At 64.4% G+C, this 19542-nt stretch carries 18 protein-coding genes; 2 read left to right on the top strand and 16 right to left on the bottom strand.

All coding sequences use genetic code 11. From position 1 onward, the window contains the following. Window positions 1-13 precede the first annotated feature (13 nt). Window positions 14-199 (bottom strand): hypothetical protein, encoded by a 186-nt coding sequence (locus CN311_RS19800; RefSeq protein ID WP_097575421.1) that lies wholly within the window; start codon window positions 197-199, stop codon window positions 14-16. 215 nt (window positions 200-414) lie between these two features. Between CN311_RS19800 and CN311_RS19795 the strand changes: the two genes are divergently transcribed. Further along, window positions 415-2259: an aminopeptidase P family protein gene (locus CN311_RS19795; RefSeq protein WP_097575420.1), complete on the top strand. Its 1845-nt coding sequence runs from the start codon at window positions 415-417 to the stop codon at window positions 2257-2259. Window positions 2260-2416: 157 nt separating this feature from the next. Here the strand turns inward: CN311_RS19795 and CN311_RS19790 are convergent, their stop codons facing one another. The 11 genes from CN311_RS19790 to CN311_RS19740 form a co-directional block, all read right to left on the bottom strand. After that, window positions 2417-2713, bottom strand: coding sequence for an AzlD family protein (locus CN311_RS19790; protein ID WP_097575419.1), 297 nt, complete (start codon window positions 2711-2713; stop codon window positions 2417-2419). Continuing rightward, window positions 2710-3438 carry an AzlC family ABC transporter permease gene (locus tag CN311_RS19785; protein ID WP_097575418.1) on the bottom strand — a complete coding sequence of 243 codons (729 nt, stop codon included), beginning with the start codon at window positions 3436-3438 and terminating at the stop codon, window positions 2710-2712. Before CN311_RS19785 ends, CN311_RS19790 begins: the two co-directional genes overlap by 4 nt. A 135-nt stretch (window positions 3439-3573) precedes the next feature. Continuing rightward, window positions 3574-4968 carry a glutamine synthetase family protein gene (locus CN311_RS19780; protein ID WP_097575417.1) on the bottom strand — a complete coding sequence of 465 codons (1395 nt, stop codon included), beginning with the start codon at window positions 4966-4968 and terminating at the stop codon, window positions 3574-3576. Between the two features lie 33 nt (window positions 4969-5001). Continuing rightward, window positions 5002-6108 carry a branched-chain amino acid ABC transporter permease gene (locus CN311_RS19775; protein WP_245440883.1) on the bottom strand — a complete coding sequence of 369 codons (1107 nt, stop codon included), beginning with the start codon at window positions 6106-6108 and terminating at the stop codon, window positions 5002-5004. A 2-nt stretch (window positions 6109-6110) separates the two neighbouring features. After that, window positions 6111-7010: a branched-chain amino acid ABC transporter permease gene (locus CN311_RS19770; RefSeq protein ID WP_097575415.1), complete on the bottom strand. Its 900-nt coding sequence runs from the start codon at window positions 7008-7010 to the stop codon at window positions 6111-6113. Between the two features lie 7 nt (window positions 7011-7017). Continuing rightward, window positions 7018-7722 carry an ABC transporter ATP-binding protein gene (locus tag CN311_RS19765; RefSeq protein WP_097575414.1) on the bottom strand — a complete coding sequence of 235 codons (705 nt, stop codon included), beginning with the start codon at window positions 7720-7722 and terminating at the stop codon, window positions 7018-7020. Between the two features lie 49 nt (window positions 7723-7771). Continuing rightward, complete coding sequence (locus CN311_RS19760) at window positions 7772-8926, bottom strand: ABC transporter substrate-binding protein (protein WP_165779768.1); 1155 nt, start codon at window positions 8924-8926, stop codon at window positions 7772-7774. Window positions 8927-8969: 43 nt separating this feature from the next. After that, window positions 8970-9695 (bottom strand): ABC transporter ATP-binding protein, encoded by a 726-nt coding sequence (locus tag CN311_RS19755; protein ID WP_097575412.1) that lies wholly within the window; start codon window positions 9693-9695, stop codon window positions 8970-8972. A gap of 154 nt (window positions 9696-9849) precedes the next feature. Continuing rightward, on the bottom strand, window positions 9850-10434 hold the full coding sequence (locus CN311_RS19750; protein ID WP_097575411.1) for a helix-turn-helix domain-containing protein: 585 nt from the start codon (window positions 10432-10434) through the stop codon (window positions 9850-9852). A gap of 86 nt (window positions 10435-10520) precedes the next feature. Then, window positions 10521-11324 (bottom strand): N-formylglutamate amidohydrolase, encoded by an 804-nt coding sequence (locus CN311_RS19745; RefSeq protein WP_165779767.1) that lies wholly within the window; start codon window positions 11322-11324, stop codon window positions 10521-10523. Window positions 11325-11338: 14 nt separating this feature from the next. Continuing rightward, window positions 11339-12748 carry an aldehyde dehydrogenase family protein gene (locus CN311_RS19740; RefSeq protein WP_097575409.1) on the bottom strand — a complete coding sequence of 470 codons (1410 nt, stop codon included), beginning with the start codon at window positions 12746-12748 and terminating at the stop codon, window positions 11339-11341. 151 nt (window positions 12749-12899) lie between these two features. Here CN311_RS19740 and CN311_RS19735 point away from each other — a divergent pair, with 151 nt between their 5' ends. Further along, window positions 12900-13658, top strand: a complete 759-nt coding sequence (locus CN311_RS19735) for an SDR family NAD(P)-dependent oxidoreductase (protein WP_097575408.1) — start codon at window positions 12900-12902, stop codon at window positions 13656-13658. A 34-nt stretch (window positions 13659-13692) separates the two neighbouring features. Here CN311_RS19735 and CN311_RS19730 read toward each other — a convergent pair whose 3' ends face one another. From CN311_RS19730 to CN311_RS19715, 4 genes are all read right to left on the bottom strand, one after another. Next, on the bottom strand, window positions 13693-14385 hold the full coding sequence (locus CN311_RS19730; RefSeq protein ID WP_097575407.1) for a DUF2461 domain-containing protein: 693 nt from the start codon (window positions 14383-14385) through the stop codon (window positions 13693-13695). Next, window positions 14385-16589, bottom strand: coding sequence for an NAD-dependent DNA ligase LigA (ligA, locus tag CN311_RS19725; RefSeq protein ID WP_097575406.1), 2205 nt, complete (start codon window positions 16587-16589; stop codon window positions 14385-14387). The genes CN311_RS19730 and ligA overlap by 1 nt, the downstream gene beginning before the upstream one ends. A gap of 153 nt (window positions 16590-16742) precedes the next feature. Further along, a complete protein-coding gene (gene recN, locus CN311_RS19720) occupies window positions 16743-18416 on the bottom strand; it encodes a DNA repair protein RecN (protein ID WP_097575405.1) in 1674 nt (557 codons plus the stop codon). 13 nt (window positions 18417-18429) lie between these two features. Beyond that, window positions 18430-19299: an outer membrane protein assembly factor BamD gene (locus CN311_RS19715; RefSeq protein ID WP_097575404.1), complete on the bottom strand. Its 870-nt coding sequence runs from the start codon at window positions 19297-19299 to the stop codon at window positions 18430-18432. Window positions 19300-19542: the final 243 nt, after the last annotated feature.

Below are 19542 nucleotides of genomic sequence, written 5' to 3'. Positions count from 1 at the left end.
CCCGCAAAACCGCTCAGACGTAGGGTGAGTTTGCGGCCTTCCTCAGGTCTTCGCGATCATAGCCGTGCGCTTTCAACGTTTCGTCGTCGAGGTAGAGCAGCACACCGCTCACATACCGGTTCGCTTCGCGCTGGCGGGCCTCTATCAGCGCGTTCATGGCGTTTCTGAAAAATCCGCGTCTGGCTGGAATCGTGGGCATGACAGTCTCCTTTGCAGGACAACAGGGACACATTCCTCCACGCTTGAAAGGTAAGCTTTGCTGACCTGTCTGGGAATCGCCTATTCCGCATAGCCTCCATGCGAAAAAGCGACCTCCCCCTGATTCCCGCCAAGGCGGTGGGCGACGCAATAAAGTCGATTCCGATTTTCGGAGCCATGCGCTAGGTTGCGGTCACCATCCGAGGAGAGGCCACCATGTTCCAGACCTTTGATTCCGCTGGCGATCCCGCCGTCGGCAAGCCTCGTGTGGCGCTGCTGCGCCAATGGCTGGCGGCCAACGGGCTTGACGGTTTCATCGTGCCTCGCGCCGACGAGCATCAGGGCGAATATGTCGCCGACCGTTCAGCGCGGCTGAAATGGCTGACCGGCTTCAGCGGCTCGGCGGGCGTCGCCATCGTGCTTGGCGAGCGCGCCGCCATGTTCGTCGACGGGCGCTACACGCTGCAGGTGCGCCAGGAGGTCGATCTCGACATCTTTGCGATCGAGAGCCTGGTCGATAACCCGCCCGCCATCTGGATCAAGGACAATCTCGGCAAGGGCGTGCGGCTCGGCTTCGATCCGTGGCTGCAAACGATCGGCGACGTCAAGGCGCTGAAAGCCTCGGCCGAGAAATCGGGCGTCTTATTGGTGCCGCTCGACCAGAATCCGATCGATGCCATCTGGACGGACCAGCCCGAACCGCCGCTGGCGCCGGTCGAGATTCACCCGATCGGCTTCGCCGGCGAATTGGGCCGGGACAAGCTGGTGCAACTGGCGGCGGCCATCGGCAAGGACGGCGCCACCCATGCCGTGCTGACCGACCCGTCCTCTATCGCCTGGGCCTTCGATATCCGTGGCGGCGACGTGCCGCATACGCCGCTGGCGCTCGGCTTCGCCGTGCTTGCCGCCGACGGCAAGCATCAGCTGTTCATGGACCAGCGCAAATTCTCCCGAACGGTGGCGGCCTATCTGACCCAGCTCGCCGACCTGCATGAACCCGGCGAATTCGAAGCGGCTGTCGCGGCGCTCGCCAAGGGCGGCGCCAAAATAGCGCTCGATCCGGTGCTGGCGGCCGAAAAACTCCGGATGCTGGTCGAGGACAATGGCGGCGCCGTCATTTCTGCGCCCGACCCGGCCCGCATTCCGCGTGCGACGAAAAACCAGGCCGAGATCAACGGCGCGCGCGCCGCGCATCGCCGCGACGGTGCCGCCGTCGCCAGGCTGCTCTGCTGGCTCGATCGCCAAAAACCCGGCAAGCTTGACGAGATCGCCGTCGTCACCAAGCTCGAGGAGTGCCGTCGCAGCACCGGCGAGGAAACGCAGATGCCGCTGCGCGACGTGTCCTTCGACACCATCTCCGGCGCCGGCCCGAACGGCGCCATCATGCATTACCGCGTTTCGCGCGCCACCAACCGAAAACTCAAGTCCGGCGAACTGTTCCTGCTCGACTCCGGCGGTCAATACCAGGACGGCACCACCGACATCACCCGCACCGTGCCGGTCGGCACGCCGACCGAGGAGATGCGCGAGCGCTTCACCCTGGTGCTCAAGGGCATGATCGGCATTTCCATGCTGCGCTTTCCCCCGGGCACGCGCGGCTCCGAAATCGACGCGGTGGCGCGCCTGGCGCTGTGGCGGCATGGCTGCGACTTCGCCCACGGCACCGGGCATGGCGTCGGCTCCTATCTGGCGGTGCACGAAGGCCCGCAACGCATTGCCAGGACCGGCACCGAAAAGCTGCTCGCCGGCATGATCCTCTCCAACGAGCCCGGCTACTACAAGGAAGGCGCCTACGGCATCCGCATCGAGAACCTCGTGCTGGTGACCCCGGCCGAAGAAATAGAGGGCGGCGACATCCCCATGCACGGTTTCGAGACGCTGACGCTGGCGCCTATCGACGTCAGGCTGGTGCGATCGGATCTGCTGACGCGCGACGAGCTGCATTGGCTCGATCAATACCACGCGCGCGTGCTGGCCGAGATCGGCCCGATGCTCGACGGCGAAACGCTTGCCTGGCTGGAAAAGGCAACCGCACCACTGCCGCACGACGCAAAGATCTGATTTCGGAAAGCTGGAGGGTGTGTTGAGATTCAGGTCAGGCCGAGTCGAGAATGGTGGGTTCCAAGAACCGGAGCGGAGCGTACATTTGGGTACGTGAGCACCGGAAGCGCAGGAAACCGCCGTTCGTAGGCCGGCCTCACCTGAATATCAGCACACCCTACCCGACGAACTGCCGCGCCAGGATCAGCACCGCGGCGCCGGCCAGGAACATCGCCATCAGCCCGCCGCGCAGCGACACCAGCGCGGTGACGATCAGCGCCGCCCATTCCGCCGGTCCGGCGGTAAGGGCGGCCGGCGCCACCAATGTCGTCAGCACAGCCGCCGGCACGGCGTTCAGCCCGGCCTCGACACGCGGATGGATGTTTTCGAAGCGCGAGATGACCAGATGCCCGCCGATGCGGGTGAGGTAGGTCGCGACCGCGCCGGCGATGATGATCCACAAGGTTGTGCTCATGGCCGCGCCTCGACGCCGCTATGGTGAGGCGGCAGGACGACGGCAAGCAGCACGCCGGCAATCGCGCCGATCGAGACATGCCATGGCGATCCGACGGTCTTGTAGGCGATGATCGAGGCGGCAGCGCTTGCCATGACCACCGGCAGCCACAGCGGCCGGTTGCGGAAACCCAGGACCAGGCCGAGGAAATAGATCGGCAGCAGGAAATCGATGCCCAGCGCATGCGTGTCCGGGATCAGCTTGCCGAACACCGCGCCCAGCGCGCTTTCGATCACCCAGAACACATAGACCGGCAGGCCGAGGCCGAGATACCAGGCAAAGCCGACGGTTTCGCCGGCTTCCGCCTTGCGCTCGGCAACCGCGAACTGCGGATCGGTGAGGATGAAATAGCCGAGCGCCTGCTGGAACAGCGGCCAGTGCGCAATGCGCCGGCCGATGCCGGCGGAATAGAGCACATGGCGGAAATTCACCGCGAAGATCGACAGCACGATCAGCCATGGCGCGACATGCTGGCCGAACAATTCGATGCCGACCATCTGGCTGGCGCCGCCGAAGACCAGGGCGCTCATCAGGAAGGCTTCAAGCACCGAAAAGCCATTGTCGACAGCGATCGCGCCGAACAGCAGCGCAAACGGCGCCGACGCCACGACGACGGGCATCGAGAGCCGCACGCCCTGCCAGAAATCGCTCCTGGCGCCGTTTTCGGAGATCGCTTGCGCTGACATCCACCGCTCCCTGATCAAAGAGCCTGATGTAGGGAGCGCCGCCGGCCTTGTCACACCAATTCGCTTGAGCCAAACGATCAGCCGAAATGATCGCCGCCGCCGCGCCAGGCACAAGGTGCGGGCAAATTCGCTCGCTCAACTGACGAAATAGCGCTGCCATTCGAAGTCGGTGATGTGCGACGCCTGCCAGGCGTCGAAGGCAGCCTGTTCGGCGCGCCGGCTCTCGGCGTAATTGTCGCGAAACACCTCGCCGAAGGCCTCGGCGCAGAAATCGGACGTTGCGAAAGCCTCGATCGAGGCGTTGAGCGTGCGCGGCAATTTCGGCTTGTCGAGATTGGCAAGGTTTGAAGTCACCGGTGCCTCCAGCGTCAAATCCTTCTCTATGCCCTCGCAGCCCGCCGCCAGGATCGCCGCAATCGACAGATACGGGTTGATGTCGGCTCCGGGCGCGCGATGCTCCAGCCGGCAGGCATCATCATTGGGCGTGGTGATGGCGCGGATCGGCGCGGTGCGGTTCTCGAACCCCCAGGCGACGTCTTCCGGCGACCACGCTCCACGATCGAAACGGCGATAGGAATTGACGGTCGGCCGGAACAGCAGGTGCGTTTCCTGCATCCGGTTGAGCACGCCGGCGAGGAATTTCTCGGCGACCGGCGTCAGCCGGTTTGGGCCGGCGGCGAAGGCCGGCTGGCCGTCGCGCCACAGGCTGACATGATGGTGCGCGCCGCAGGCGCTTTCCTTGCCTGGCGGCTGGAACCGCGTCATGAAGGTCGCCACCAGCCCGCGTTCGGCGCAGAGTTCGCGCAGATGCAGCTTGGCGCGCATGGCGTCGTCGGCCGCCTGCAGCGCGGTCTTCGGCGTCAGCGCGTATTCATACATGCCAAAGCCATATTCGGTCACCAGCGAGGCCACACCGATGCCGATGCTTTTCATACGGGTGATGAACTCGGCAGCGAAATCCTGGTACTCGCCGCTGCGCACCAGATCATAGTTGATCAGCGAATGGCCCCAGGGCTTCAACTCGCGATAGCGCCCGGCGCGCATCAAATCATGGTCGGCGTGAAAGATGCCGAACTCATATTCGAGCGCGAAGCGCGCTTCATAGCCTAGCGCATTGGCTCGCTCCTCGACCTTGGCCAGAACGCCGCGCGGATCGAACGGGCAGACCGCGCCGTCGAGCATGTAGGAGCGGGTGATGGCCGAGGCGAATTTCGGTTTCCAGCCGTGCTGGACGACGGTCGCCGGGTCGACGATGCCCTTTATGTTGGGAAAGCCGTTCTCTTCGTTGGCGCTTGCCGAGGCGAAGGCGACATCACCCATCGGCTGGCCGTCGCCATGGGTAACGCAATAGAGGATGGCATTGATCGACTCGCCATGGCTCGACAATTTGAGCGGCGCGATCTTCGAGCGGAAGGCGCCTGACGTGTCGACCGTATGGATCTCGATGAATTCGACGCCGTCGGCTGCCAGCTTGCTCTGCAACGCCTTAAGCTCGGGCGCATACGCCGCGACCCTATCCTCAAATTCCACTTTCAAACCTCCACCAAGAAACACCAGGCTTCGCTATTTTGCGCGCCTGAAAAATCGCGACAGCAGCTCATCCAGTTCGTAGCGGCCGCTGATGCCGCTTGGCCGGAAGGCCATGCAAAGCACGATGACGACGCCAAGCGCCACGCCCGACAGACCGAGCAATTGCGGCAGCTGGATGCCGGCGATCGTGACGCCCGATTCGATGCTTCGGATGAATTCGAGCCCGACCGAAAGCACGATGACGCCGGTCACCGCGCCCGTCACCGTCGCCATGCCGCCGAGGATCAGCATCGCCAGCGTGTTGAAGATCATCTGGAAGTAGAACAGCTTCGGGCTGATCGTGCCGGCGAAATAGGCATAGAGAATGCCAGCCAGGCCGCAGATCAGCGCCGACAGCACCCATGACACGAGACGCAGCCGCCGGGCATCGATACCGAGCGCGGCAGCGGCTTGCGGGCTCTGGGCGCTGGCCCTCAGTTGCAGACCCCAGCGGCTGTCCTTGAACAGCCGCGCCAGCACGATCACCACGACCGACATCGCCATCATCCAGGGCAGGCCAACCACCTTCGGGATGCCGAAGAAGGCCTGGTTGCCCTTGAACAGGTCGGTCCAATTGAGAAAGACCGAATGGACGATGATCAGCAACGCCAGACTGACAATCGTTGCTGCGACGCCCGAAAGGCGGCTGACGACCTTGCCGCTGACCAGGGCTAGAATGCCGACCGCAAGCAGCGCGAGCAGCGCCGACGAGACTGGATCGAGTTCGAGCGTCGCGAAACCGAAGGGCGCGTTTGGAATGGACAGTTTCTTCATCGCCAGCGGCGTCGACAGGATGGCCACGCCATAGGCGCCAAGCCCAACAAAGGCGCTGTGGCCGAGATTGGCGATGTTGCTGTTGCCCATGAACACTTGCAGGCCGACGACGACGATCAGGTTAACGAAGGCGCCGAGCGCCAGGAACGTGTAGTAGGTCGGCGCGAAGTTCAGGATCAGCAGCCCGACCACCAGCACCGGCAACGACGTCACCAGCCCGCCGATGAGCGAGCGCGCCAGCGCGCCACCGGGCCGTGCGGCAGCGGCAGGTGCGGTATCTTCGATCGCCTGCGACATCTCTGATCTCGCCACCTCAAATCCTGCCACCCTCAGATCTCCTTGTCGCCGAGTTCCACCCGTTGGCCAAGCAGGCCTTCCGGTCGGTAGACGAGGAGCGCGACGATGATCCCGTAGGTAAGCGCGTCCTTGAAGCCTCCATATTCCTGCGGCAGGGCGACGAGGAGGCCGACTTCGATGAAGCCGAGCAACATGCCGCCGACCGCCGCGCCGGGAAAAGAGCCGAAGCCGCCAATGACGCAGGCGACGAAAGCCTTCAGCACCAGGCTGAAGCCGAGATCGGGCGAGACGCTGCCGCGCCGCGCCATGATGAACACGGCCGCGATGCCGGCCAGTGCGCCCGAAATGGCAAAGGCGGTGGCAATCACCCGGTTGGCCCTGATGCCCATCAGGCGAACGGTGGCGAAATCGCGTGAGGCCGCGCGGATGGCCAGGCCGAGCGTCGACCGGTTCAGGAAAAGCACCAGGGCCAGGATGGTGAGGCCGGAGACGATCAATTCCATGACCTGAAGCGACGACACCGCGAACGGCCCGAAGAACCACATCTGGTTCAGGCCATTGAGGATCGAGACCGATTGCGGCTTCGGCGAGATCAGCAGCATGAACAGGTTCTGCACGACAATGCTGACGCCGAAGGCAGTCAACAACCCCGTCGTCGTCGGCGCATAGCGGACCGGACGGAACGCCACGCGCTCGAAGACGACCGCCGCCAGCGCCGCCGCCGCGATGGCAAGCAGAACCGCGACGATTGGCGACGTCAGCCCCAGCGCCGCCGCCAGGAACACGCTGTAGGCCGAAACGCCGATGATCTCGCCATGGGCGAAGTTGACCAGCCCCATGATCGAAAACACCACCGCCAGGCCAAGCGCCACCAGCGAATATTCCGCACCGAAGGCAAGTGCGTTCAGAAGTTGCTGCAGAGCGTAGTCCATGCCGCGCCTACCCGCCGATATAGAGGTTGAGGAGGCCATGTTCGTCGGCAAGCCCGGACGGCGGTCCGTCGAAGCGAAGCGCGCCGGAACTCATGACATAGACGCGGTCGGCAAAGCGCAGCGCCTGCCTGGCGTTCTGCTCGACCACCAGCAGCGTCAGCCCTTCGGCCTTGAGTTGGCCGATGAAATCGAAGATCCGCACCACGATCTTCGGCGCCAGCCCCAGAGAAGGTTCGTCGAGAAGCAGAAGCTTGGGCCGCGACATCAGCGACCGCGCAATGGCCAGCATCTGCTGCTCGCCCCCCGAAAGCGTGCCGGCTGCCTGCGCGTAGCGTTCGGCGAGGACCGGGAACAGAGCGAGGAAGCGCTCCATGTCCTGGCGCACGCCGCGGGCGTCGCGCCGCGTCGCCGCGCCCAGCCGCAGGTTCTCGCCAACCGTCAAATTGGCGAAGATGTGCCGGCCTTCCGGCGTCGACGTCAGGCCGGCGCGAATGCGGTCCTCGGTTCGAACGCGCGATATATCCTGACCGTCAAGAACGATACGGCCGGCCGACGGCGAGACAAGGCCTGTCAGGGCGTTGATGGTCGAGCTCTTGCCGGCGCCGTTCGGACCGAGCAGGGCGACAAGCTCGCCCTGCCCTACCGACAGCGACAGGTCGCGCACGGCGGCAACCGCGCCGTAGCGCACGCTCAGATTCTCGACCTTCAGCACGAACCAGCCCGGATTGTCGCTCGCGGCATCATCAAAACAGCTTTGCCAATCAGTTCAACGCCGGGACGAAAGTCGGCTGCGTATCGGTAATGAGGACGCGCTTGCCGTTCGCGAATCCCATCACCGGCACGGCCTTGACCGGATAGCCCTTCTTTTCGGCGAAGGAGATGATCGGCGCCGTCGTGCCGGGATAGCCGCCGGGTGCACGGATCGCTTCGCGCAAGGCGGCGGGCTCTACGGTGCCGGACTTCTTCGCCGCCTCATAACTGATCTGCACCATATCCGCGCCGAGCGCGTCGAAGATGCCGTTGATCTTGTAGCCATCGGCCTTGCACTGCGCCAGGAAGTGGTCGATCGGGCTGTCGACGCCGGTCGCGCCATGGGTGGCGAACATCACCTTCTCCAGCGATGCCGGATCGCCGACGGTTCCTTCCAGCGACTTGTCGTCAAAGGCATCGCAGCCGGCGACCCAGCCGTCATAGCCATTGGCGCGCAGCTGGCGAATGAGGATGCCGACATCGGGCAGCACGCCGCAGACATGGATGGCGTCCGGCTTCTGCGGCAATGCCTTGATGCTGGCGATCTGCGGCGACCAGTCGGTGGTGCCCCAGGAATAGTTCAGCTTGGAGACAACCTTGCCGCCGAGATGCTCGAACACCTCCCCGAACCATTCCGGCAGCTTCTCGGAATAGGATCCGGCATCCGGCGAGACCAGCAGCGCCACGGTGCGCGCGCCTTTGCCGTAGAGCGCGTCGGCGGTGGCGGCCGCATTGATCGGATCAGGCACGGCGCCGGCGATGAAATTGTCGAGGCCGGCCTGCTGCATCTCGATCTGGGTGTTCGGCGCCGAAAACACGGTGGCCCCATAGGGCTCCGCGATCTGGGCGGTCGGGATCAGCGCATCCGGGAACGGCACGCCGGTGATGACCTGCGCGCCGGCATCGAGGAATTTCTGGCCGAGCGAAACCGAAAGCTGCGGGTCGGAGCGGTTGTCCTCGATCATCAGCTCGATCTTGGGATCGCCGGCGCCGGCCGCCTTGTTCAACTTGTCCGCCATGCAGCGAGCGCCTTCGGCCTCGCTGTAAGGCGCATAGGTGCCGGTCATCGCCACGGCGAGCCCGATCTTCAGATCGGCGGCGCCGGCATACGCCACTTGCAAGAGCCCAGCCGCGGCAATCGCGGCTCCCAAGATCATCCTGTCCATTGAACCCCTCCTTCTTCCTTGTTGTTGCAGTTCCCAGGCGCCGTCACGACGTCTCGGCCTGACCGACATAAACCTCGATGACGCGCGGATCGCGCCACACTTCTTCGGTCTGCCCGGATGCGATCACCTGGCCCTGGTCCATGACGCAGAGCCGGTCGCACAGCCGGTTGATGAAACGCAGATCGTGATCGATGACGATGGTCGCGCAGCCGACATCGCGGCGAATGCCCTCGATCGCCACCGCCAGCGTCTCGGATTCATCCTCATTGAGCCCGGCCGCCGGCTCGTCGAGCAGAAGCAGCAACGGACCGAGCGCCAGCGCGCGGGCGATTTCGAGCCGGCGCTGGCTGCCATAGGACAATGTCCCCGCCGGAATATCGGCGAAGCCGTCCAGCTGATACTGGGCAAGCAGCCTGTCGACGCCGATGCGGGCCGCGACATCGGGGCGAACCGAGCGACAGGTGATGTGTGCGACCTCGACATTCTGCCGGACGGTCAAATCCCTGAACAGCCGGATGGTCTGGAAGGTCCGGCCGACCCCGGCCCGCGCGCAATGCTCGGGACCGTGGCCGGTGATTTCCTTGCCTGCCAGCTTCACACTGCCGGCATCCGGCTTGAGCACACCGGCGATGGCGTTGACCAGGGTGGATTTTCCCGCACCGTTGGGACCGATCAAGCCGAGGATTTCGCCGGCCGCGCAAGACAGCGAAGCACTGCGCAAGGCCTGCACGCCGCCAAAGGTCTTGCTGACTGCCTCAACCGACAGCATCGGTCACCTCTCCCATCCCGGCCGATGGCTTTTTCTCCTGTCAGCCGGTCATCAGGATGCTAGACCCCTGACTTTTCCATAACAAGTATTTTTTTCCATTTTAGAAAATATTCTTGTGAGAGCTTAATCCGGCCCGGAATCCAGCCGGTCGGGATCAGACCCCGGCGCCAGCCGGCAGCCCGTCACGCGGAACCGTGTTCGACATCAGCATGACCACGGGCTCGTCGCCGAGCGCGATATAGGCGTGCCGCATTTCGCCGTCGAACAGGATGCTGTCGCCCGGTTGCAGCACCGTCGGGTCATAGTGGACCGTGTGCAGTTCCAGGCTGCCGCTGAGCACATGGATGAACTCCTCGCCCGAATGGCTGCGCCAGCCGCCATTCTCCTCAAAGCTCCTTGCCCGCAGCGTAACCCGCCAGAAAATGTTGGTCTTGTCGCGAAAATCGCTGCACAACACCTCGAATTCCATGGCGTTGCCCTGATGCAGGATGCCGCTGCCGGCGCGTGTGATCGAGCGGCGCGCCTGCATGCCCGGCTTCGGGCTGAACAGGAAGGAAGCCACCGGCACATGCAGCACGCCGGCGATCATCAGCGCCACATCGACAGTCAGGCGCGCCTTGCCGTTCTCGAGCTTCGACAGTTGCGAGACCGAAAGGCCGGAGCGCTCGCTGAGGTCGCGCAGCGTGATGTTCTGCTCCTTGCGCGCATCCCGGATCTTGCTGCCCACATTGCCCTGCATCGCCCACGCCCTTGGCTGTCGTGTTTCCAATTCGACAAGCTCTAGCGGGGTGGCCTGAGGGCGTCCAGCCTTTAGACGGCCAACCCTTAGACGACTAAGCCTGATTCCGGCCATAGTGACATCGCGACGGTGGCAAAGGCGGTCTCCAGGGTCTGGCTGACAAGCTCGAAATTTTCGGCGTCGGAAAGCAGGTCGTTGCGGACTTCGAGATAGAGGCAGGGCCTGCCCTGCTCGAGCCCATGGCGGTTCAGCGTGTAGCCAACCGCCTGACGCCAGTCATAGGGCGCGTTGTCGCCGATCCTAAGTCCCGCCTCGGCGCCGTGCGCGCCAAGGGTTTTGAGAACCGAGGTGACGAAGGGTGACGGCTCCCGCCACAGCACGCCGATATCGACATCGCGTCTGATGCCGCCCATCACCGGAGTAAAAGAGTGTATCGAGACGAGCGCTTGCCTGCCTGCCGCAGTCTCGACGATCGCCTGTTCGACCGGCGCCCAGGCAATGGACTTGCGCAGCCCGACATCGGCCGCATCGGGCGTCAGATTGCCGGGCACCGGGATGCCGCCGAGATCCGGGCGCATGAAGTCCCACTCGCCCGCCGGGCGGTTGTAGTCGAGGAACAGCCGCGAATAATGCGCGATCACGGCTGGCGCCCGCAACGTCCGCGAGAGCCGGCGCGTCAAGGCGTCGATGCCGATATCGACGGCGAAGTGCGTGCCGAGATAGGGCACTGCCAGGCCAAGATCTTGCCATGGGGCCGGCACGAGATTGCCGGCGTGCTCGGCGATCAGTAGATAAGGGCTCGCCGCGCCGGGCAACAGCCCCTCGACACTGGCTGCGGCCAGCACCTCGACGGTCGCATCGTCAAGTCCTGCAAGGCTCGCAGCGTTCACCACCGACATCCAATTCAGCCGATGACGGAGCGGACGTGATAGGCTTTCGCCGCCGTCGCTTCTGTCAGCCCGGCGCGGCCATTGGTGCGGCCGAGGCCCGAATTCTTGATGCCGCCCCAAGGCAGATGCAGGTCGGCATGGTCGCAGCGGTTGAGATAGACGGTGCCTGCCTCGACCTCGTCAAGCAGCGCCACACCGCGATCGATGTCCTGCGTCCAGATCGAGGCGCTGAGGCCGAAATCGCTGTCGTTCATCAACCGAAGCGCCTGATCGTCGCTGCCGACCGGCTGGATGCAAGCCACCGGCCCGAACAGCTCGTCGCGCATGATCTGCATGCCGTGGTCGACCCCGACCAGGACTTCCGGTGCGACATAGGCGGCGCCAAGCCCCGCGGCCTTGAGGGCGCCGTCCTGCGGCATCAGGCGCCGCGCCCCTGCCCGCACCGCGCTGTCGGTGAGATCGCGGATCGTGTCGGCGGCGCTCGCCCGCACCACCGGGCCGACCATCGGCTTCTCGCCGATCGGATGGCCGATGGTCCATTTCGCAGTCTCGGCGACAAGAGCGTCGACGAAGCGGTCATGGATCGCCTGGTCGACATAGATGCGCTCGACCGAGCAGCAGGACTGGCCGGCATTGGAGTATGTGCCTTCGGCGATCAGCGGTATCGCCGCATCGAGGTCGGCATCGGCCCGAACATAGGTCGGGTCCTTGCCGCCGAGCTCGAGATGCACCTGGGTGAAGGTGCCGGCGGCGGCCGCATGGACGCGCCGGCCGCCATTGACCGAGCCGATGAAGTTCACCGCATTGAAGGTGCCGGAGGCAATCAGGCGCTCCGCGTCCGCGTGATCGAGATGCAAGCTTTGGAAGACGCCTTCGGGACCGCCGGCGGCGCGGAAAGCCTCCTCGGCCACCTCGGCGATCAGCGGTGTCTGCGGCGAATGCTTGAAGATCACGACATTGCCGGCCGCAAGCGGCGACGTCACCAGATAACCCAGCATGGCTGTCGGGTAGTTCCAGGCGCAGATCGACAGATGCAGGCCTCCCGCCACCGGCCGGGCGTAGCGGCGGATGGTCTCGTCGGAGGGATAAGGCACGTCCGCCAGCGTTTGCGGAGCGATGTCGGAAAGCAGCTGTCCGATCAGCGCCAGGCGCGGCGTCTCATCCGCCTGCCACAGCGGGCGGCCTATCTGCCATGCGACCATCTCGGCGAGCGGTGCTGCCCGCGCCTTCATCTCCTCGCCGAAGCGCAGCAGGATCGCCAGCCGCTCGCCCAGCGGCATCCGCCGCCAGGACGGCAATGCCGCCCGAGCCCGCGTCAGCGCGGCCTCGATTGCGGTGCCGTCGGCATAGAAGCGCGTCACATAGGTCGAACCATCGACGGGAGAGGTCACGGAGAAGGTCCGCGCACCGGGATGCAAATTCATGGCCGTGAAATCCGTTCGAACTGGGAAGTCATCCGGGCACGATATCGCGATTTTCCATTTTGGCAAATTTTTTCTAATACCGCTTGATGGAATTTTTATCCGCCCCTATTGTCCGGCGATCGCGTTGGGCGGAGCACATGAGGGAAAGCAGATGATCGTTTATGATTTCACCGGCAAGCACGCGGTTGTCGCTGGCGCCGGTGGCGGCATGGGCGAAGCGATCGCGCTTGCGCTGCTCGAAGCGGGAGCCTCCGTGACCGCTATCGACGTGAAGGTTCGTCCGGCGTCCTTCGCATCCTATGACGACAGGCTCAATTTCGCGCAAGGCGATCTCACCGACGCCGCCTTCGTCGAACAGGTCGTCGGCACGGCGGGCCGCGAGCGCGGCGGCATCGACTATCTCGCCAATGTCGCCGGCGTGCTCTGGTTCGGTCGCGACCGGTCTGCCCTCGACATGGATCTCGACGTCTGGGACCAGGTCTTCAACATCAATCTGAAATCCTTCGTTCACACGGCACGATCGGTCGTTCCCCATATGCGCTCCGGCGGGCGCGGCGGGGCCATGGTCCACTTCTCGACCATCCAGTGGTATCGCGGCGACGCGAACCCGCAGGATGCCTACCAGGCGTCGAAGGCGGGCGTTTGCGCGCTGTCAAAATCGCTGGCCATGCAGCTTGCCGGGGACCGCATCCGCTCGAACGCCATCTGTCCGGGCATGGCGCTGACGCCGCTGCAGGCGCGCTGGGACACGGAGGAAAAGCGCTCCGCGGTCGCCAGCTACGCGCCGCTCGGCCGGATCGGCACCCCGCAGGACATGGCCAACGCGGCACTTTTCCTGCTCTCCGACGCGGCAAGCTACATCACCGGCATCGAACTTCCCGTTGATGGTGGTCTCTTGATGCGGATGTAACCGTCATGGAAGTGATCGGACCGCACCGGAAACTCTAACTCGCCGAAACCTTGCCCTGGATCGCCCTGCCCCAGTCGAGCAGCGGCCTGGCGCGCAGCGTGAAATCGACAAGCTCTTCGACCAGGGCCGGCGTGTGGATGCCGGCGGGGTCGATCGTGTGGCGGACGACGAAATGCCGGTTGCGGACAGCCTGGGCGAGATCGGCTTCGCTGACCTGCTCGAAGCCGCGTGGCGCCCGTTTCATGCATCCTTCCGTGTCGAGTTCGAGACCGGCTTTCTTAAGCCCGCCGATCAGGCCGCGGAATTCCGCCGGTTTGGTGGCGATCGCCTTTCGCATGGCCTGGAGCAGCTCCGGGCCAGGCTGCCACCAGGCAACGCCGGCAAAGCAACGGTCGAGCCCGATGTAAACGAAGAACACGCCCTGCTCCATCTTGGTGCCATCCGGCGACAGGATGGCCGACAGATGGCTGTTGTAGGGCCTTTTGTCCTTGGCAAAGCGCACGTCGCGGTTGATGCGGAACAGCGATTTCTTGCGATCGCCCCGCAAGCCCAGCCCCGCCGCAGCGAAGCGTCCGGAGAGCGTTTCGACCAGATCTCCGAACGGCTCATAGAGCTCGCGCTCGTAGAGGCCGCGGTTCTCCTGGAACCACTCCCGGCTCTGGTGAAAGTCGAGCGCCCTGAGAAATGGGATGGCCTTCTGGCCGAAACCGTTGAACGTGCCGGCCATCACGCCTTGCCGATCCGCGCGAGCCAGGCGTCCTCGTCGATCACCTCGATGCCGAGTTCGGTGGCGAGCTTGAGCTTGGAGCCGGCGCCCGGTCCGGCGACGACCAGATCGGTCTTGGCGGAAACCGAGCCCGCGACCTTGGCGCCGAGACGTTCCGCCATCGCCTTGGCTTCAGGCCGTGTCATCTTTTCCAGCGTGCCCGTGAACACGATCGTCTTGCCGGCGACCTCGCTGTCGGCCGAGACGTCCACGATATACGGCTTCGGATGGACCTGCGCGAGCAGCGCATCCAACACGTCGTCATTGCGCTCGTTGCCGAAGAAATCGCGCAGCGCGCCGATCACCGTGTCGCCAATGCCGTTGATCGATGGGAACACGGTGTGCGGATCGGCCGCCGCCGCCGTCTCCTTGCCGACGCGGATCAGCTCCTCGATGGTCGAGAAGGTCCGGGCAAGCACGGCTGCCGTCGTTTCGCCGATATGGCGGATGCCCAGCGCAAAGATGAAGCGGTCGAGTTCCGGTTCCCGGCGAGAGTCGATGGCGGCGAAAAGCTTGTCGAGGCCTTCGTAATTGCGTTCCTCGACGCTGCGCACATTCTTGCGGGTCTTGCCCGATGCGGCCTCGCGCTGCCTGGCCTGCTCCTCGCGCCGCTCGGCCAGCGCCTTGGTCACCGCCGGACGCCGATCCCTGAGCGTGAAGATGTCGGCGGCTGTCTTGATCAGTCCCGCGTTGAAGAAGATGTCGATGTTCTCGGCGCCAAGCCCCTCGATATCCAGCGCGCCGCGTGACACGAAGTGGCGCAAGCCTTCCACGGCCTGCGCGGGGCAGATCAGTTCGCCGGTGCAACGGCGGCGGGAATCTTCCTTGCCGGTCTTCTCGTTGATCTCGCGCGTCGCCGGCGAGCCGCAAATCGGACATTTGTGCGGAAATTCGTACGGCACGGCGTCGGGCGGCCGCTTGTCGACGACGACGCTGACGATCTGCGGGATGACGTCCCCTGCCCGCTGGATCACCACTGTGTCGCCGATGCGCACATCGATGCCGTCACGGATCGGCTGGCCGGTGCTGTCCAGGCCCTTGATATAGTCTTCATTGTGAAGCGTGACATTTTCGACCACCACGCCGCCAACCGTGACGGGCGCAAGCCTTGCAACCGGCGCCAGCGTGCCGGTACGGCCGACCTGGATGTCGATCCTCTGCACCGTCGTCATCGCCTGCTCGGCCGGGAATTTGTGGGCGACGGCCCAGCGCGGTTCGCCGGTGACGAAACCCCACCGGCGCTGCAGCTCCAACTGGTCGACCTTGTAGACGACGCCGTCGATGTCGTAGCCCAGCGATGAGCGCTGCTCCTCGATCAGGTGGTATTGCGCGACCAATTCCTCGACCGACTTGGCGCGCACCATCAGCGGGCTGATCTTGAAGCCCCACTCTTTGAATTTCTGCACCGAATCGTACTGCGTCGGAGCAGGATCCGCCGTCGTATAGCCCCACGCATAGGCAAAAAACCTGAGGTTGCGGCTGGCGGTGACGGCTGGATCCTTCTGGCGCAGGGACCCGGCCGCCGTGTTTCGCGGATTGACGTAGTCCTGGCCACCGGCCGCCGCCGACCGTTGCTTCAGCGCCTCGAATTCCGCATAGGTCATATAGACCTCGCCGCGTATCTCGATGACATCGGGCCAGCCCGAGCCTTTCAGGCGCTTGGGAATGTCGGCGATCGTCCTGAGATTGGCGGTGATGTCCTCGCCGACCGTGCCGTCGCCGCGCGTTGCGCCCTGCACGAACACGCCGCCTTCATAGCGCAGCGAAGCCGACAGCCCGTCGATCTTCGGCTCGGCGGTGAAAGCGATGTCGAGATCCTTGTCGCGGTCGAAGAACCGCCTGCCGCGTTCGATGAAATCGGCGACGTCCTGGTCGGTATAGGCCTTGGCGAGGCTGAGCATCGGCACCGCATGGCGCACCTTGGCAAAGCCCTCCGCCGGCGGCGAGCCGACCCGGCGCGATGGCGAATCCTCACGCACCAGGTCGGGGAAGCGCTCTTCGATGGCGAGGTTGCGCCGCGTCAGCGCGTCATACTCCGCGTCCGTGATTACCGGCGCGTCCTCGGTATGGTAGCGCCGGTCGTGCTCGGCGATCTCCGCCGCCAGCCGCTTCAGCTCGCTGGCTGCCTCGCTTTCGCTGAGCGAATCGACAGATTTTTCCGACATGTTTTTCTTCCCTGGACGTAGCGCGACACAATAGAACAGGATTCTCCCATGAGGGAGAGACCAGGCCCCGGAAAATCATTCCTGAACAGCGGGATGGAGCCATATCCTGACTCTGTCCGAAAGGCCGGGCTTTAGGTATCGGATGGCGTGTGGCTAAGCCGCGGCCGTATTCTCGCGCAGCAGCCGCTCGGCCGCGGCGCGGGCTTCGTCGGTGATGGTCGCGCCGGCCAGCATGCGGGCGATCTCCTCCTGGCGCGCCGCCCGATCCATCTCGGCGATGCCGGTTGCAACCCTGTCGGCGCCGCCGGATTTGGAGATCAGGAAATGCGTCGCCGCCCGCGCCGCCACTTGCGGCGCGTGCGTCACCGAAAGCACCTGCACGCGTTTCGCCAGCCGCGCCAGCCGCTGGCCGATAGCGTCCGCCACCGCGCCGCCAACGCCGGTGTCGATCTCGTCGAAGACCAGGGTCGGCGCCGAGCCGCGGTCGGCCAGCGCTACCTTCAGCGCCAGCAGGAAGCGCGACAGCTCGCCACCGGAAGCGACCTTCATCATCGGCCCTGGCCGGGTGCCGGGATTGGTGCGCACCCAGAATTCGACCTGGTCGATACCCTCCTCCATGCGGTTGTCGGCATCGCTCGTCATCTCGACGATGAATTCGGCCCGTTCCAGCTTCAGCGCCGGCAGTTCGGCCATGACCGCCTTGGTCAGCCCGACCGCCGAGGCATGGCGAAGCGACGACAGCTGCGCCGCCGAAATATCGTAGGCCTCGCGCCCGGCCGCGGCCTGCTTTTCCAATCCGTGCAGGCGCTCCTCGCCGGCATCGAGATCGGCCAGGTCGGCGACCATCGTGTCGCGCAGTTGCGCCAAATCGTCGACCGCCACGCTGTGCTTGCGCGAGGCGGCGCGCAGCGAAAACAGCCGCTCTTCCGCCTTCTCCAATCGCTGCGGATCGTATTCGGCAGCGCGAAGCGCGGCTTCGACACCGGACTGCGCCGCGTCGAGCGAAAGCATCGCCTCATCGAGCGATTTGACCACATCGTCGAGCAGGCCCGGCGCTTCGCTCACCTTGCGCTGCAGGCGCCTGAGCAGGCTGGCGAGCTGCGGCAAGGGCGAGGACGGTCCGGAGAGCACGTCCTGCGCGTCATGGATTTCCGAGGCGATCTTTTCCGCCCGCATCATCGTGGCGCGCAGTTCCGCCAGTTCGGTCTCCTCGCCGGGCTGGGGATCGAGCTTCGTCAATTCGGCGACCGCGGCCCTGAGATAGTCGGCCTCGCGCGCCGCTGCCTCGACCTTGGCGCGGTGCCTGGCCAAATCCTGTTCGCAGCTGCGCCAATAGCGCCACGCCTCGCCTGTCGCACGGACCGTGCCGAGATGACCGCCAAAACTGTCCAGCAATTCGCGATGCGCGCCTGGGTCGACCAGGGCGCGCTCGTCGTGCTGGCCGTGGATCTCGACCAGGGCGTGGCCGACATCGCGCATCAGCGTCACACTGGACGGCTGGTCGTTGACGAAGACGCGGGTGCGGCCGTCCGCCGTTTGCACGCGGCGCAGGATGATGTCGCCGTCATCCTCGATGGCGTTGTCGGCAAGCAGCACCCGGGCAGGATGGTTGCGCGGCACATCGAACACGGCAATGACCTGGCCTTGCGCCGTGCCATGGCGCACCAGCGAGGCATCGCCCCTGGCGCCAAGCGCCAGCGACAGCGCGTCGAGCAGGATGGATTTGCCGGCTCCGGTTTCGCCAGTCAGCACCGAAAGGCCGGACGAGAAGTCGATGTCCAGCTTCTCGATCAGAACGATATCGCGGATCGACAATCTGGAAAGCATCGCTACGCCTGCATCAGGCGCCGGTGATCAGCTTCCCGGCCTTGGATATCCACGACCCGGCATTCTCGCGCGGCGCAAGCCCGTTGCTTTGCAGGAGCTTGTAGGAATCCTTGTACCACTGGCTGTCGGGGTAATTGGTGCCGAGAACGGCTGCGGCGGTCTGCGCTTCCGATGTCAGCCCCATCGCATAGTAGCTCTCGGTCAGGCGCGCAAGCGCTTCCTCGACATGGCGCGTGTTGGAATAGTTTTCCACCACAGTGCGGAACCGCTTGACGGCCGCGATATATTCGCGCCGTTCGAGATAGTAGCGGCCGATCTGCATCTCCTTGCCGGCGAGCTGATCGGTGGCGAAGCGGATCTTTTCCTTGGCGTCGTCGACATATTCCGAATCGGGCCAGCGCGTTACCAGATCCTGCATGGTCTGCACGGTCTGACGCGCTTCCTTCTGGTCCTGGGTGACGTCCTTGATCTGCCGGTAGTAGCTGAGCCCGATGATATACTGGGCATAAGCGGCGTCGTCCGTCGATGGGTAGAGGGTGAGATAGCGCTTGGCCGAACCGATCGCCTCGTCATAGCTTCCCTTGCGATAGTCGGCGAAAGCACCCATCACCATCGATTTGCGGGCGAATTCCGAATAGGGGTGCTGGCGGTCGACCGCGTCGAACTTCTTGCTCGCCTCATCCAGGCGACCGGCGTTCAGATTGGCGAGGCCTTGGTTGTAGAGGACGTCTGCCGGCTCGGTCTGCTCGACATAGGTCGACAGATCGACATCCTTCTCGGATGACATGCAGGCCGCAAGGAAGAGCGATGGAACAACCACCGAAAGCGCCAGGAAAACAGCCCGTTGTGGCGCTTTCGATTGACCAACTCGCTTGAAGACCATGATTGGATTCCGCCCTTTCGGCGTTATTTTGATGCACTTTGCATGTCGTTGCCCCCAACCGGCACCCACTTTTGAGCGACATGCACCAGTTGTCGGCAGCAGCCATAAACCATAACCGCCTTGCCCGGCAACGCTATCGCCGGCCAATCGCACATTTTTGTGGCGGTTCGGCGTCGTCTGAACGCCTATGCCTTTTCAGCGGCCTGTGGTGCATTCATGCAACACAGGCCGATCCTCATAAGG

This window comes from Mesorhizobium sanjuanii (assembly GCF_002529485.1).
Classification (GTDB): domain Bacteria; phylum Pseudomonadota; class Alphaproteobacteria; order Rhizobiales; family Rhizobiaceae; genus Mesorhizobium; species Mesorhizobium sanjuanii.
The sequence above is the reverse complement of the archived record's forward strand: the minus strand, read 5'-3'. Positions and strand labels throughout refer to the sequence as shown.

Bases quoted from the DNA above. Each gene is read 5' to 3' on its own strand.
- ligA (WP_097575406.1), bottom strand. From the start codon at position 16,589: ATGTCGGAAAAATCTGTCGATTCGCTCAGCGAAAGCGAGGCAGCCAGC.
- CN311_RS19755 (WP_097575412.1), bottom strand. From the start codon at position 9,695: ATGCTGTCGGTTGAGGCAGTCAGCAAGACCTTTGGCGGCGTGCAGGCC.
- recN (WP_097575405.1), bottom strand. From the start codon at position 18,416: ATGCTTTCCAGATTGTCGATCCGCGATATCGTTCTGATCGAGAAGCTG.
- CN311_RS19795 (WP_097575420.1), top strand. From the start codon at position 415: ATGTTCCAGACCTTTGATTCCGCTGGCGATCCCGCCGTCGGCAAGCCT.
- CN311_RS19735 (WP_097575408.1), top strand. From the start codon at position 12,900: ATGATCGTTTATGATTTCACCGGCAAGCACGCGGTTGTCGCTGGCGCC.
- CN311_RS19715 (WP_097575404.1), bottom strand. From the start codon at position 19,299: ATGGTCTTCAAGCGAGTTGGTCAATCGAAAGCGCCACAACGGGCTGTT.
- CN311_RS19740 (WP_097575409.1), bottom strand. From the start codon at position 12,748: ATGAATTTGCATCCCGGTGCGCGGACCTTCTCCGTGACCTCTCCCGTC.
- CN311_RS19790 (WP_097575419.1), bottom strand. From the start codon at position 2,713: ATGAGCACAACCTTGTGGATCATCATCGCCGGCGCGGTCGCGACCTAC.
- CN311_RS19730 (WP_097575407.1), bottom strand. From the start codon at position 14,385: ATGGCCGGCACGTTCAACGGTTTCGGCCAGAAGGCCATCCCATTTCTC.
- CN311_RS19760 (WP_165779768.1), bottom strand. From the start codon at position 8,926: ATGGACAGGATGATCTTGGGAGCCGCGATTGCCGCGGCTGGGCTCTTG.
- CN311_RS19770 (WP_097575415.1), bottom strand. From the start codon at position 7,010: ATGGACTACGCTCTGCAGCAACTTCTGAACGCACTTGCCTTCGGTGCG.
- CN311_RS19750 (WP_097575411.1), bottom strand. From the start codon at position 10,434: ATGCAGGGCAATGTGGGCAGCAAGATCCGGGATGCGCGCAAGGAGCAG.
- CN311_RS19800 (WP_097575421.1), bottom strand. From the start codon at position 199: ATGCCCACGATTCCAGCCAGACGCGGATTTTTCAGAAACGCCATGAAC.
- CN311_RS19785 (WP_097575418.1), bottom strand. From the start codon at position 3,438: ATGTCAGCGCAAGCGATCTCCGAAAACGGCGCCAGGAGCGATTTCTGG.